Below are 13,277 nucleotides of genomic sequence, written 5' to 3' on the forward strand. Positions count from 1 at the left end.
TTAACCGGCGCTTTGATTTGAAGGCAATGGTCTCAAGGCTGGGTTACATGGCTGCGCGAACCTGCCCCATGCCAGCAAGGCTTTTCAAGCTGGCTGAGCCACAGTGGTAATCAGGAAATATTATGATTACCTTTTTTATAAAAGGTTCAGTGACAGGACTTGAGAGGGTTGACGATATTGTTAGTCCTTGGATTCATATGATTTTACCCTTACAACAATCGATAAGCTGCCTGATTAGCCGTTTCATCCACAGTACATTATTTTTGTGAATTTAACCGTAAGCATGATTTTTATCATTGACTGTTGAGTGCAATAAGCAGTGATGCTCTGGTCATGCTTCTGATATATGGATGTTCGCATCTGACCGATGGTTCATCGACGGAAATTTCCTCTTTTTTTATCAACTAAACTGCTTGGTTCACGGTCTCTCCATTCAGTCGTTGGTGGCGGGAGAGGATGTTTTTTAATGATCAGGTAATATTCGTATGCATCATCATTTGATGAGCCGATTGGTTGTTGCATTGGCATTTTCAGCGTCTTCTGTCCTGGCCACAGATCTGGCAAACGTTTCCATCATTGCTCAGCCACTGGGAAAGAATGAAGCACTTGAGAATATCGAGGTTTTTGATGTTATTCAGAAAACGGCAATGGAGGATCTGGTGTTCAGTGATGGCCGTTATCACTTTCAGTATCCCATTGATCAGGCGGTCTCGTTACTGTTCAAGCGGGAGGGGTATGTGACATCACAGTCTGGTGTTTTCGTTGTGCCGAAGGACGGGATGTCTGGCGATCTGGGCAATATAGCCTGGCAGGCAATGCCTGACTGGTTATGGGATAGCACCCGATATGTCGTAGAGCGCCATACGTCAGAACGCATGAAGCCTGGCTACTGCCAGTTGATCGCAACAGTATCAACGCATAATAAGTCCCTGCATGAGGATAGTGAGCATCAAGGAGCGGCAGGTACAAAAGTTGCGCTGGTCAGTGATGACTGGACCGAAAGACGAAAACCCCATGGGGCGGTATTTTACTTTGGCACCCTGGCGGGTAAGCCGCAGCCTATTCCAGGACTGGATGAAACCAGCGTCGAAGGTGGGGTTGTCATTATGAATATTGAGCCGGGGCATGTGTATAAAGTCATGGCAAACAAACCCGGTATTCAGTTCAGTTCACAATATTTTGCCTGCAATCCTTCTGCTTGGACGGAAGCTGCACCGGGTGAAACCATGATTATTAACTTAAGCCCATACAATGGTGCGGACGAAGTATCCGAGCATCATGCATCCCAGCTTGTTTCGCTGAACGAATCCGTTACAGGTGATGACTAACCATGCAACTAATTGTTGAGCCAACCCAAATGGCATGATGTTGAAAGAACCCCGTCATGCTTTTTGATGATGGGGCTCTTTCATGGTGTTAACGACAGCCAGAATAACGATCTGGGGTGATGTAAACCTGCGTGCTAAGCACAAATGGTTTTGCCCCCGGCACACTGTAATGCATTTCCATAAAGAAGGCTGTCCAGCCTTTTAATGGCTCTGGTTGCCATTGGTAGGTGATTGAGTCGTTGAGTGCCAGCATTGGCAGGATTTCCTGACGGGTAAACTCCGCTGAGTCCAACCTGAAATCCCTTGCGCCGGTATTGTTGGCACTCCAGACATAAACATGTTCCGGTTTATTTTCAGTATGCACGGTCAGTGTATGGCTGAAGTGATCATAATCTTCAGCATAATTGGGCAATGGTTGGCCATGAATCAGTGCGGTGATGTTCGACAAGGCACCATACAGATAGCTCATGGCGGGCATGGCACTTCCGTGGCCGGTGTTAGGAATGACCATGATATGTTTATCGCCCTTTAGATCCGGATAGTAGTAATGGGTTGCATCCGGAATGAAATAGCCATCACTGCTGGGTTGAATGACCAGTGTGTGTATCTTGTCGAATCGTTGGTGTTTTTTCAGGTAGGTATAGGGGTCAATGTCTGCGAAAAGCCGGTCATAGCGGTCGTCGTAAGAGGAGAGTAGATCCTGAAAAATATGCCGGTTTACATAGGGAGAGAGGGGTTTGGGGAAATGGCAGTAGCTCTTTCTGATGGCCTTTAGTGTCTCTGGAAAATGTTGAATCATGGCGACGGGAACGATGCCGGAGACAAGCTGCTTAGCCTGTGGGTCAGTGCCCTGATCAAAGGCAGTGGCCAGCCAGATTGCCCAGGCCCGTTTGGATGCGCCGCCAACAATGAAATGTTTAATGGGGTTATTCTCGAGTACGGTGTTGATGTATTCACTGGCTCGGTACAACCCTGCAACATTGGCTTGCGCCATGGGAAACAGCAATGTTGCAGCAGGATCAATGCCATCCGGTGCGTTGACGGCGCGAACCAGGCTTTCAGCCAATAAATTGTCTTCTGTCAGTACCGTCTCTGGGGCATCGAGAAATGTGTAGGGCTGATTGGGAACCTGCTGCTGGTATACGATGACCGCATTTGTATGCTGCACCAGCAGGTCCATAATAGCGCCTGGACTGAATGTACGTTCTTTTGCTACAGATCCATTCTTGAGGCGTGCCAGCATAATAAATTGCTTCAGGTAGTCACCTGGTCGTTCGTTATCCCCCCCGTCACTGAAATACAGTGCGGTATCTGGTATATCTTGCAGTTTCCTTGGAGTGGCAATGGTTATGTTATGCGTCCACGCCTGACCTTCGATGGTGTCTGTACCCGCTGGCCATTTTTGGGATGTGAAGGAACAGGCGTGGAGGATGGAAGAAGGTAATAACTTAGGCTCACTGCATTTCAATTCGCTGGATTCTGACAAGTGTTCAGCAATATAGTTGTCCAGCTTTGTGTAATTGGCGGTTGCATCATCAGCAATAAAGAAGAGCAGCATTAAAAAAACGATAGTGGCGGAGGATGAGTGACAGCGCCTTCTATTAGATAAATACGTTCTTATACGCTGTAACTCCCAGAGGGAATGAGACACCGAGATCATAAAAGACATGATGAACTGCACCTTTCTTTCACGTTTTAGAAAAATGATCGTTAATATAAGCGGGAGATAATTATAGTAGCGTCACCAGAAGGTGGCGGATATTCGTTAGAAAGGTAGGACTCAATCAAACAGGCTTATATTTAATTATTTTTATGATTTCAGAAAAGGACAGGATAAATCGATAAATTTATATCGATTTATCCTGTTCACTCAATTTACATGAAAAGGCTGAAGCTGTATCCACCAATAATGGCCATGGAAAAAATAACCAGCAGAAATGCTGCGACCATCGGCCCCCTGAACAGGGATTTCAACAGGAACACCTCCGTAATACTGGCACCGGCACTCCCGATGATCAGTGCCATCAGTGCACCAAGGCTCATCCCTTTGGCGGCGAGTGTTGCGGCCAGGGGGATCATGGTTTCAGCACGGATATACAGTGGTATGCCAATGAATGCCGCGACAGGAACCGCCAGAGGGTTATCAGATCCGGCAAACCGGGTGATGAGTTCATTTGGAACGAAGCCGTAGGTGAAAGAGCCGATCACCACACCCACCATCAGCCAGGGCAGCACCTTGCGGAACTGTGACCAGGTCTCATGCCATACGCGCATCCAGCGGCTTTCAGGTTGTTCGGCAGTGCAGCAGCCGGAGGGAGCCGGTTTGTTGTCACAGCACTGTGATGTCGGTGTGCTGTAACAGCTTTGTGAGGCTGTTGTGTCGTTACTGTCACAACAGCTACTACTGTCAGCTGTATTGCTGCTGCAGCCTGTACTTTTACTGCCACAACCCGTGCTGCTGCCAGCCTGTAAGACATCGCTGCGAATGAAACGGTCAAACTTCAGCTTTTCAAGAATGACGCTGGCAACGACGGCGACCGTCAGTGCCACCACGGCGTAGATCACCGTGATTTTCACGCCGAATGTTACCAGGAACAGACCGATAATCACCGGGTTCAGCAGCGGCGACGTGAACAGGAACGTCATGGTTGGGCCAAACCCGGCCCTGGCCTTCAAAAGCCCTGTCAGCATCGGGATGGTCGAGCAGCTGCAGAACGGCGTCACACTACCGAGGATGGCGCCGGTAAAATAGCCACGGCCATTACGGGAGCTGAGTATTTTCTGGACTTTGCCGGCAGGAAGCACTTCATTGATGACGCCGACAATAAAGCTGATCACAAGGAACAACAGGGTCAGTTCGGTGGCAAGAAAGAGGAACATATGGAATGTCTCTCCCAGCATGGCCATCAGGCTATCACTCATAAAATCACCATATTTCTAAAAATATCGAAATAATTAAGTAAAAAAACAGGCAGATACACCTGCGTTCCGTGAACTCAGTGGCTAATGCTGCAACACTCCGCCAGAAGAAACTCCACCAGTTCCTGCAATTCATCCAGCCGGGCGGTGCAGTGCAGTACCCTGCCATCACGACGCTGTTGCACCAGGTCGGCAGACACCAGTCGGCTGATATGATGCGATAATGTTGAGCCTGGAACCGCCAGGGTTTTCTGAATATAGCCGACCGGCAAGCCGTTATTGCCTGCTTGGACCAGTAACCGGAAGATGGCCAGGCGGGTCACATTCCCCAGCTCGGCCAGACGTTTAGCTGCGAGTTCATCGTTCATGGCGCGGGATTCTATGCCAGATGATCTTCTCAGTCAAATTTCTAGAAATATAGAAATATTGATTAAATGACTTAGCTACAATTCCTTGGGAGTTTGTGCTTTTACCCGTGTGAGAGTTTTTATTCCGGTTTTCCCTTGAGGTTTTGTATATGTCGGTTGCAGGCGGAAAGCACTGTTTTCAAAAAAGCCTGGTTGTTGGGTGTGGACATACTGTATTGCAGGGCTACGGCCTTAAGAGTCTGAAAGAAATGGGGGGAGCCCCTGGCTTTCCACACACATGAAAATTGTACAACGATGGATAATAACCCTGTCTGCCAGCCTGATATTGTCTATGACATCAGCTCGCCGGATGTTGCACCTGTGTTGAAGGTATTGGGCAAGCATCGATTTAGTCTGGTAGTGTTAGAAAACTTGCCAGCAGTTCTCTATGCGAACCCTAATTCCGTTGAACGAATGGCTTTTAATATTCAGGCGATTACCTGTGATTTTGGCAAGATTTTCATACCTAAGGCGCTTATGCTGGAACAGGTTTTACCTATATTTCTGCTTCATGGCTTTATGGCTAAAACGGTTGCAGGTGATATGGGTGGGATTTATTCCATCATCTCTAGCTTCATGGGGAAAGAAACAGAACTCTATATCATGCAACACACGGTCCGCAGCCGCATTATTCGGCAGCAAACTCAAAGAACAACAATGCCATTTGCCGTGTTGGAAAAAAGCACCCTTTGAGTTGCCACTCAGGCTTGAGCCAACCACGTACTCAGGTGAGAAATACATTAAAAACCGTGATTTTTACATGTGTTTTTAATGTGTTTGTTTGCAGTGTTTTGTCAGCAGCTTGTCCAGATTGTCGGCGAAGGCTTTCCTGTCACTCTGGCTGAGCGCTGCAGGCCCGCCGGTCTGGATGCCGCTGGCGCGCAGGGTATCCATGAAGTCCCGCATATTAAGGCGCGCGCGGATTGTGGCGGCGGAGTACAGCTCGCCCCGAGGGTTGAGCGCAAAGCCGCCTTTCTCCAGCACTTCTGCCGCCAGCGGGATATCACTGGTGATGACAAGGTCGCCGGCGCTAAGACGCTGTACAATCTCGTTGTCCGCCACATCAAAGCCGCCGGCAACCTGCAGGGAGCGGATGTAGCGTGACGGTGGTACGCGTATCGGCTGGTTGGCCACCAGGGTCAGTTCGATACCAGTGCGCTCGGCGGCACGGAACAGGATTTCCTTGATGACGACGGGACAGGCGTCAGCGTCTACCCATATTTTCATGGCATACCATTGGGTTGGAAGCGGGATGACAGGTTATCGAGGGCGGCAACCTGGCGTGTCGTGCTACCGGTGTAACCGGAGGCTGAAACGCGCAGTTTATCATTAATGACATTCTGCGGCCTTTCATCTCATTTATTTACCAAAAAGCTTTTGTTTCAGCTGTGTAGCGGCGACCTCTAACGGTTTTCTGACCCGGGATGGACGACGCAGGAGCTCCCCGTCACAGTTGGGGCAGGTGGTGTCCATTGCCTGGGTGCAGGCTTCACAGTAAGTGCACTCGAAGGAGCAGATATAAGCGGTTCCATCCAGTGGCAGTGATACACCACACTTTTCGCAGGCTGATTTCATTTTGAGCATAGGGGTTTCCTTTCCTTACATGTTTCCATCGTTTATTAGAGTCTTTGGCTGATGTGATAGTTCCTGTAAATGGCGAATTTGGCAAGGATCTATACTCAGGGGCGGCCGAGGTCAGCTGATCACTGACGTGTGGAGGCTAACGCCTGGTCGGTTTTTAAGGCAGTAAGCGCCTTGATGAAATGAATTTTGTTGTGCGTGATATCACCGAGGTCTTCATAGCCGACGATCTGGTAGCCACTCCGAATCAATAGGTGCAACATGGCTGGATAGCGATTACAGGATTTGACCCGTATTGAGGAATATCCCTGCGCCAGCGCCCATTGTTCCTGCATGTCTCGCAATTTTGCAGCAATGCCATGCCCGCGGTAGGTTGGCAGAACACTTCCCAGCCAGCTGTAAAATTCATAGCGTGAGTTTTCATAACCGACTTTAAAACCGATGCACTGGCCACCGTCTTTCGCGATCAGGATAAGGTGTCGCTTACAGGAGAGCTTTGTCAGAAAAGCCTCTTGAGTCATGACTCGGTCAAACTCTGGTGTACTGGCGTAAACGGTCAGGGCTTCTTCAACGGTTCCAGATGAATACGTTAACTGCATAATAAACCTGTGTCGTCTGATGCATAGGAAAGCATCAGACGAAGACAGCGCTAATCGTTACAGGCTTTTCCGGTAAGTGATTTCGTATTCACTGAATCCGTAGGAATCATAAAATCCCCGGGCGGGCGCATTGCCGTAAAGCGCTGTGACATGAAGCTGCTTGAGTCCTCGGGTGAGGCAGTACTGTTCGGCTGCCTTCATTAACATCCGGGCAATGCCGTGGCCCCGGTACTCCTCGTCTACGACGAGATCAGTAACCAGACCATAACTTCGGTAATCCGAATATAAGTGCTGATCCCCTTCATCTTCCTGTTCTGTGATTACCACGATAAAACCGGCAACGACGGTGTCTTCCAGTGCAACCAGCAAGGTGCCCTGTTTTTCCCGACAAAGAGCCAATAGGTAGTCCGTGTGGTCTGATGCCATGTCAGCGCCGGGTGGGCGGTCACGGCTGAGCTTGCGTTCAGTGTCCTGCAATTGCTGCATTAACTTTACGACACCGGTTTTGTAGTTGTCCTGGTAGGCAATGATGTTCATCGGATATCACAACTGGATCCGGTGGTATCAATCCGCAACGATACACGCCGGGGGGGGGAGATTAGTGAATGAGACAGTGTATCCGCATCAGTGATTTAAAGTATTGTTTCCGGTCACAATCAGTGCAGGCATAGCAAACCTCACCTGCCCATTCTCATTGATATAATCACCGAGCTGTGTCTTCGCGGCTTGTCTTATGTTCTGCGCTTGTGAGGCGGATATTGCTATGCCATTCATGGGCATCCAGCCTACCAGTTCCGCATCAATCAAGGTGTCGATATCGGGAACGTGAGCATGCCCTGTCTGTTGGGTAATGACCAGATTATCGATACCAGCCTGCTCAAATAGTTGCATCAGTTGCTCATCATCCCTCAGGCAGAATGGTTTGCGTAACACATCAGCGGCATCGAAGTAGTCGTCTGGAAAGGGGAGGTCTTCAGCATCGCCTTTTTTCCATTCAATCGCGTTGTTCTGGCTGGAGGCTACTGCGAGCATATCCGGATTCAGGCCCAAGCCCAGGCCCGTAACGTGTCCTGTCGGACCTGTACTGTGGTGGATTTCCCGGGTGAGAAAACCCGTGCCGCAGGCTACATCAAGGACACATTGCCCTGTTTGAATACCAGCAGCGTCCGCAACACGTGGTGCCCACTCCGTAAATAAAGCAGGAATAAGCGTTTGATAAGCCTGGGCTGGTGAAAGTGATGCGGGATGGGTCTCTTGTTTCACAGAAGTCTCCTCTGATCGAAAGGTAATTCTATGGATGAAAAGCCAAAAGATAGTACAAAGGGCCGGTGTGAAAGGGGCGCTTTTGACCATTGTTGTGCAGAAAGTACTTGCCGATTGTGCAGCCTGTATCAGGCTGTATAGCTATCTATAGACAGAGTGACGTTTGATCCCTTTTGCCAATGAGGAATGGGTCATGACAGAAACTGAATTGATTGAAATGGCACGCGCGTATGTTGCGTTATCCAATGCCCATCAGTTGGAGCTTGTGCTGGCGCTCTTTGCGGAAGATGCCACTTACTATTCGGCCTACGTCGGCTCCTTTGATGGCAAGGCGGCCATTGCTACCATGGTGGAGGCGTTCTACCACCTATATCCGGATGTTTACTGGCAGGTGCAGAGCTACCAGTACGCAGGGAATGATGCCGTTATTTTTGATTTTGTACGACAAGCGACAGACAGTGAAAACGGCGAGTTTGTCGAAGCGGCAGGACGAGAAGTTGTGATATTTGCAGACACCGGCCTGATCAGTCGTGTCGAGGTCTACAGGCCAGAATGATACAACGTCACGCTATTACTGTGGCATCCATTAACCGGGTTTGATGTTCTGGTTCAGTCGAAAGAGATTGGTCGGATCGTAGCGTTTTTTTATGGCCATCAATTTCTGGTATTTTTTTCCGTAATTATGACGCATGGTGGACTCTTGCTCTTCAAAGGCACTGGAAAAATTCAGGTAAAAGCTTCCCTCTCCACCTTTTTGCAAATCGCTGATCAGATTACAGGGCCAGGCGATATTCGCGTCATTATCCCGTGTCTCTTTCCAGTTGGATTCGACAAATATCAGGAAGCTAGCCTTACGGCCGGCAAAAGCGCAGGCATCGTCATCCTGCCTGGCCACAGCGCCTCCACTGTAGAGAATTTCAATACCGCTGAGGGGCGACGGTTGCCTTGACGCGTGGTCGACAAGGGTATCGATAGCGTCATCGGTCAGCTCCGCCAGGAACAATGATTTCCAGTAGTAGCGCAGTTCGCCTGCCGGGTAGTCTTCGTCGAAGTACTGTTGAGCCTCCAGATACGTCGTGGCCTTGCTGAAATCAATCAGTGGCTGACGGAAATCACGTAGCGGCTGCATGGCCTGTTGACCCTTTTCAACTGAACCGGCATACATTCCGACAATCATCACATAAGGACGACCATGCAGTTCGGGGGGGAAGTCTTTTGATCCGGGAGGAATCTGGCCACAGACAGTTGCTGTACTGATTTCATCGGGTGCTGTGGCGGAATATTCCCGGTAGAATTGCAGAACCTCTTTCATATGTCGCCCATCGTGGTAGACGGCGGTGAACCAGACATCCGGCTTGAGTGGATAAGCGCGAAAGGTAAAGCGCGTCACAACACCAAAATTGCCGCCTGCTCCACGCAGTGCCCAGAACAGGTCGGGATGCTCGGTATGACTTGCCGTTATACATTGGCCGTCTGCGGTAACCACGTCTGCAGAGAGCAAATTGTCACAGGTCAGCCCCCACAGGTTTCTCAACCAGCCAATGCCGCCGCCCAGCGTCAGTCCGGCGATGCCAGTATCCGAGACAGCGCCCGCGGGAACAACCAGACCAGCGGCTTGAGTTGCCTGGTCCATGTCGGCCAGTGTGGCGCCCCCCTCTACATGAACGACACGTGCAGCTTGATCAACAGAGACATGGTTCATTCGGGAGAGGTCAATCACCATCCCGCCATCACAGGTGGAATGCCCGGCCACACTGTGGCCACCGCCGCGGATCGCGAGCAAGAGGTTGTGGGTTCTGGCAAAGTTGACCGCTGTGATGACATCGTTCTGATCATGGCAGCAGGCAATCAGTGTCGGGTGTTTGTTGATAAGGCCATTCCATACCTGTCGCGCATGCTCATACTCTTCGCTTTCCTGATGTAATAGAGCTCCTCTCAAATGAGATGCCAGTTTTTGTAATAGATCATGGGGTAGCGTAATTGCTTGCCCGGTATGGCTCATCATGTGTAGAGCTGGCATGGGATGACAATCCTTCTGAGATAAGGAAGCAATAATAGTCAAGGATTAGCAGTCATTGTTGTTATTAAAATACGTTTTTATAAATACGTTTGTCCTTGGCTGGAGTGTGGCTATTAAGCTATTTGTTTTTTATCAAAGTAATAGTAAAGAATGAATAAAACGGTCACGTAGATTAACTGGCTCGTTAATGTTTTTCTAAATGAGATCTAGCACGATTGTTCGTTGATGTTTAGTTGCAATATTAATGGGAAATTTCATTATGTCAGGAGTAAAATTATCATCATTGCCACCTGCTAACATGCACACGTCTTCTCATGATGTGAGTAGTCTTTGTGCTAAGGAGGAACTTGCTTCAAGGTGGGAAGTGAAGCGCCTATCTGGCAATGCAGGGCAAAGTCAGACGACTGGTTTAAGCGTTAATCACTCGGCCTTAATAAAAAGTGCTGCTCGAAAATCAGGTCATCCTGATGTAAATGGATTAAACAAAGCAAGATTTCCGAAGGTAGAAACAACACAAGCTGACAGGGCATCAAAACCAGTAAGCCGTCTGACATATGCTCAATTCAGTGATGGCCCTTTGGTTAAAGCATTGATGTCTTATGACGTCCCGATAACAGAATTATTGGCTGTAGTGAAAAGAGAATACGAGAGCGGTTATCAAGAAGCTGAAACAATCAGCGACTACTTGTTTAGCGAGCATAAGCGGGTAGAAATGGGTTATTTTGAACGGTTTATGTCATTAGGATCCAAAGCGGATAGTAAGAAAGATGTTTTTCGGCGACTGGAACAAATGAAAAAAATGACATCCAGGCTGGAAAAAAAAGGTTTCGGACATTTACAGGTAAAAGATGCATTGAATGTTATTTGGGACTGGGCGAAAGAGAACGATAGAGACGCTCATGATTTTGTCTTGAGTTTGGTGAATGGCAAGTCTTGTCGTCAGGCTGATTCTAAACCCCGAGCAGACCTTGGTAATCATCGTCAGTCCAGCGGCGTATCGACCATGCTGGCGGGTGGTTTTTTAGCCACTGCATTTGTGGGGGCTGGAGCTACGGAAACGGGTAATACCACAGATTCATCTCCTGCTTCTGACAATGCAACCTCATCAACTTTCCCTGAAGTGCCCACTCATTTTCCGTGCAAGAATGGAACTCACATCAGTCGCGCCCAAGTGTGTGATAAACGAATCGACTGTCCTGAAGGTGAGGATGAATTGTCCGGTGCGTGTCTGGATCATTGTGAGGGGAGTGATCGCTACCTGTGTGGTGATGCTACAGAATGTATCCCTAAACACTTGATGTGTGATGGTGACTTTGATTGTCGTGACGGTTCTGATGAATCACGGCCACCATGCGCCTGTCTGGTCGGGGACATACGATGCAATGATGATTCCAAGTGTCTTAAAAAAGAGCAGATATGCGACGACAAGAAAGATTGTGATAATGGCTCAGATGAGTGGTTTGATGCCTGTGCCAGTGCATTCAATGAAACCATCACAAGTGGTGTTGATGAAGGACGTTATGAAGCGAAACATTTAATCAAAACGTGTTGTGGACATCAGGAGGAGTTGTCGATTTTAAAAATAGCCAAACATCATGACATTCATGCAGTCACTTGTGCAAACGTGTCAGAAATAAAGGGGAGAAGTAATAATTGTCAGAATCTCTGTCGGAGAAAAACTCCCGATGATATTGTTCCTTGGTGCGAAAGTAAAAGTCCTGGTAATTATCCAGGAGGACATTGTCTGAGACAAAGTGATTTATGTGATGATGATCAAGACTGTTTAAACAATCAGGATGAAGTTCCTGATATGTGTTATCTGAAATGTGACTGGAATGAAGTTCCTTGTGGTGATGGCAGATGTATCTCGGAAAGTGCGCTATGTAATGGGTATAGCGGTGGTTATAGTGGTTGCAAAAATAAGCGTGACGAGGATCCTTTCACCTGCACGTCTGAAAGAACAAGGATCGACAGGCATCGGAAGTGTCAACATCAAAAGCAAATCCCCGACAAAGAGTGTTGGGATAAGCTGACAGGCATTTGCTGTCGTATAGGGCAAGATGCTTTGATGAGGGGGGACTCGAGCATTTCATCCACACCATCCATCAATGCTTCGCAATCGAATACTAGCGATCATGCGAATCAGATCTCTGCCGGGTCAGGCAATATGCTTGCAATAGTTACGGTGCCAGGCGTTCTTGTAGGTTTAGGAATAAGTGTGGTTGTATTTGGTGGTTTATGTGGCTGTATTGCGTTGTGGCGATACGGTAAAGGCAGGCAAGCTTTACCTCTTCCCTTCTCCGCATCCACAAGTACGCGTAATCCTCAAGAGTCGATCCCGTTTGCTGAAGAAAATGTTGAAGGCTGTGATAATCACGAAATGGTGGACGTTGAGCTTTAATGTATCATCTGCGGTTTCAGTCTGACGGCAATCTGGATTACGCAAGTCATGGTAGGAGGATAGCAAGGATATATCATGAATCAGATCCGTTGATTACGTATATATAACCATCGACGGTAATCGTTATGCTGCGCATTTTGGATTATGGCTGTCATTGACGTTGTATGCCCCCACTGTTGAAGCATTGATGGTGTTGTGAAAAACGGTAAAGCCGACGCCGGACTGCAACGCTATCTTTGCCGATACTGCAAACGCAGCTTCCTGCTCGATTTCATCTATAACGCTAACAAGTCGGATATCCCCGAACGGATCAAAGATATGGCGATGAATAGCTCGGGAGTCAGAGATACGGGACGAGTACTCGGAATTAGTCCAACTACCGTTATCAGCCATCTAAAAAAACTGGCGCCGCCCAATGTGGCATCACAACCTTTTTAGGGGGAAGAACAGGTGCTGATCTGCAAAATGGACGAGAAATGGTCGTTTGTCGACAATAAAGGAAACCAGCGCTGGAGGTTCTATGCTTGGGAGCCACGTTATCAGAAAGGCATTACTCATGTATTCGGCCGCAGGACAAAGGCAACGCTGAACAGACTGACAGTGCTTATTAAACCCTGTTAATTCAGGTTTTTCTGTACGGATGACAGGAAACCGTACATCGCCGAACTGCCGGAAGAGTGATCTGGCAAGAGTTTTCCGGACACTTTTTTACGCTGCCTTGGCAAGTTCCTGTTCATACTTGAAAGGTGCCAAGTAGCC

At 48.4% G+C, this 13,277-nt stretch carries 15 protein-coding genes and 1 pseudogene; 7 read left to right on the forward strand and 9 right to left on the reverse strand.

Features of this window, described 5'->3' with window-relative positions; all coding sequences use genetic code 11:
- Positions 1-110 (forward strand): annotated as a pseudogene (locus ABD892_RS14745) (IS1595 family transposase); the annotation flags it as partial.
- 375 nt (positions 111-485) lie between these two features.
- Positions 486-1,328 carry a hypothetical protein gene (locus ABD892_RS14750; RefSeq protein ID WP_345196619.1) on the forward strand — a complete coding sequence of 281 codons (843 nt, stop codon included), beginning with the start codon at positions 486-488 and terminating at the stop codon, positions 1,326-1,328.
- A gap of 88 nt (positions 1,329-1,416) precedes the next feature.
- On the opposite strand, the gene ABD892_RS14755 is transcribed toward ABD892_RS14750, so the two are convergent.
- From ABD892_RS14755 to ABD892_RS14765, 3 genes are all read right to left on the reverse strand, one after another.
- Complete coding sequence (locus ABD892_RS14755; RefSeq protein ID WP_345196620.1) at positions 1,417-2,997, reverse strand: PhoPQ-activated protein PqaA family protein; 1,581 nt, start codon at positions 2,995-2,997, stop codon at positions 1,417-1,419.
- A 206-nt stretch (positions 2,998-3,203) separates the two neighbouring features.
- Positions 3,204-4,250: a permease gene (locus tag ABD892_RS14760; protein WP_345196621.1), complete on the reverse strand. Its 1,047-nt coding sequence runs from the start codon at positions 4,248-4,250 to the stop codon at positions 3,204-3,206.
- A gap of 74 nt (positions 4,251-4,324) precedes the next feature.
- Entirely contained in the window at positions 4,325-4,615 is a 291-nt protein-coding gene (locus ABD892_RS14765; protein ID WP_345196622.1) for an ArsR/SmtB family transcription factor, read from the reverse strand.
- Positions 4,616-4,909: 294 nt separating this feature from the next.
- Between ABD892_RS14765 and ABD892_RS14770 the strand changes: the two genes are divergently transcribed.
- Positions 4,910-5,347: a hypothetical protein gene (locus ABD892_RS14770; protein WP_345196623.1), complete on the forward strand. Its 438-nt coding sequence runs from the start codon at positions 4,910-4,912 to the stop codon at positions 5,345-5,347.
- Between the two features lie 75 nt (positions 5,348-5,422).
- Here ABD892_RS14770 and ABD892_RS14775 read toward each other — a convergent pair whose 3' ends face one another.
- From ABD892_RS14775 to ABD892_RS14795, 5 genes are all read right to left on the reverse strand, one after another.
- The gene (locus tag ABD892_RS14775) at positions 5,423-5,881 is read right to left on the reverse strand and encodes a YaiI/YqxD family protein (protein ID WP_345196624.1); all 459 of its coding nucleotides are present in this window, start codon (positions 5,879-5,881) and stop codon (positions 5,423-5,425) included.
- Positions 5,882-6,013: 132 nt separating this feature from the next.
- Complete coding sequence (locus ABD892_RS14780; RefSeq protein WP_345196626.1) at positions 6,014-6,238, reverse strand: DUF1272 domain-containing protein; 225 nt, start codon at positions 6,236-6,238, stop codon at positions 6,014-6,016.
- Positions 6,239-6,357: 119 nt separating this feature from the next.
- Complete coding sequence (locus tag ABD892_RS14785) at positions 6,358-6,834, reverse strand: GNAT family N-acetyltransferase (RefSeq protein WP_345196627.1); 477 nt, start codon at positions 6,832-6,834, stop codon at positions 6,358-6,360.
- 57 nt (positions 6,835-6,891) lie between these two features.
- On the reverse strand, positions 6,892-7,371 hold the full coding sequence (locus ABD892_RS14790) for a GNAT family N-acetyltransferase (RefSeq protein ID WP_345196628.1): 480 nt from the start codon (positions 7,369-7,371) through the stop codon (positions 6,892-6,894).
- Positions 7,372-7,458: 87 nt separating this feature from the next.
- Complete coding sequence (locus tag ABD892_RS14795) at positions 7,459-8,097, reverse strand: methyltransferase domain-containing protein (RefSeq protein WP_345196629.1); 639 nt, start codon at positions 8,095-8,097, stop codon at positions 7,459-7,461.
- 193 nt (positions 8,098-8,290) lie between these two features.
- Here ABD892_RS14795 and ABD892_RS14800 point away from each other — a divergent pair, with 193 nt between their 5' ends.
- The gene (locus ABD892_RS14800; RefSeq protein WP_345196630.1) at positions 8,291-8,653 is read left to right on the forward strand and encodes a nuclear transport factor 2 family protein; all 363 of its coding nucleotides are present in this window, start codon (positions 8,291-8,293) and stop codon (positions 8,651-8,653) included.
- A gap of 30 nt (positions 8,654-8,683) precedes the next feature.
- Here ABD892_RS14800 and ABD892_RS14805 read toward each other — a convergent pair whose 3' ends face one another.
- Positions 8,684-10,117 (reverse strand): FAD-binding oxidoreductase, encoded by a 1,434-nt coding sequence (locus tag ABD892_RS14805; RefSeq protein WP_345196632.1) that lies wholly within the window; start codon positions 10,115-10,117, stop codon positions 8,684-8,686.
- Between the two features lie 259 nt (positions 10,118-10,376).
- Here ABD892_RS14805 and ABD892_RS14810 point away from each other — a divergent pair, with 259 nt between their 5' ends.
- From ABD892_RS14810 to ABD892_RS27140, 3 genes are all read left to right on the forward strand, one after another.
- Positions 10,377-12,518: an LDL receptor domain-containing protein gene (locus ABD892_RS14810; RefSeq protein ID WP_345196633.1), complete on the forward strand. Its 2,142-nt coding sequence runs from the start codon at positions 10,377-10,379 to the stop codon at positions 12,516-12,518.
- A 195-nt stretch (positions 12,519-12,713) separates the two neighbouring features.
- Positions 12,714-12,956 (forward strand): IS1-like element transposase, encoded by a 243-nt coding sequence (locus ABD892_RS27135; RefSeq protein WP_425559266.1) that lies wholly within the window; start codon positions 12,714-12,716, stop codon positions 12,954-12,956.
- 12 nt (positions 12,957-12,968) lie between these two features.
- Positions 12,969-13,139: an IS1 family transposase gene (locus ABD892_RS27140; protein WP_425559267.1), complete on the forward strand. Its 171-nt coding sequence runs from the start codon at positions 12,969-12,971 to the stop codon at positions 13,137-13,139.
- Positions 13,140-13,277 lie beyond the last annotated feature (138 nt).

Origin of the sequence: Kistimonas scapharcae, assembly GCF_039540975.1 — a bacterium.
Taxonomy (GTDB): domain Bacteria; phylum Pseudomonadota; class Gammaproteobacteria; order Pseudomonadales; family Endozoicomonadaceae; genus Kistimonas; species Kistimonas scapharcae.

What these genes read in the sequence shown, in the direction of transcription:
- ABD892_RS14800 (WP_345196630.1), top strand. Translation starts at nt 8,291, where the DNA reads ATGACAGAAACTGAATTGATTGAAATGGCACGCGCGTATGTTGCGTTA.
- ABD892_RS14760 (WP_345196621.1), bottom strand. Translation starts at nt 4,250, where the DNA reads ATGAGTGATAGCCTGATGGCCATGCTGGGAGAGACATTCCATATGTTC.
- ABD892_RS14780 (WP_345196626.1), bottom strand. Translation starts at nt 6,238, where the DNA reads ATGCTCAAAATGAAATCAGCCTGCGAAAAGTGTGGTGTATCACTGCCA.
- ABD892_RS14805 (WP_345196632.1), bottom strand. Translation starts at nt 10,117, where the DNA reads ATGCCAGCTCTACACATGATGAGCCATACCGGGCAAGCAATTACGCTA.
- ABD892_RS14810 (WP_345196633.1), top strand. Translation starts at nt 10,377, where the DNA reads ATGTCAGGAGTAAAATTATCATCATTGCCACCTGCTAACATGCACACG.
- ABD892_RS14750 (WP_345196619.1), top strand. Translation starts at nt 486, where the DNA reads ATGCATCATCATTTGATGAGCCGATTGGTTGTTGCATTGGCATTTTCA.
- ABD892_RS14770 (WP_345196623.1), top strand. Translation starts at nt 4,910, where the DNA reads ATGGATAATAACCCTGTCTGCCAGCCTGATATTGTCTATGACATCAGC.
- ABD892_RS14765 (WP_345196622.1), bottom strand. Translation starts at nt 4,615, where the DNA reads ATGAACGATGAACTCGCAGCTAAACGTCTGGCCGAGCTGGGGAATGTG.
- ABD892_RS14785 (WP_345196627.1), bottom strand. Translation starts at nt 6,834, where the DNA reads ATGCAGTTAACGTATTCATCTGGAACCGTTGAAGAAGCCCTGACCGTT.
- ABD892_RS14790 (WP_345196628.1), bottom strand. Translation starts at nt 7,371, where the DNA reads ATGAACATCATTGCCTACCAGGACAACTACAAAACCGGTGTCGTAAAG.
- ABD892_RS14775 (WP_345196624.1), bottom strand. Translation starts at nt 5,881, where the DNA reads ATGAAAATATGGGTAGACGCTGACGCCTGTCCCGTCGTCATCAAGGAA.
- ABD892_RS14755 (WP_345196620.1), bottom strand. Translation starts at nt 2,997, where the DNA reads ATGTCTTTTATGATCTCGGTGTCTCATTCCCTCTGGGAGTTACAGCGT.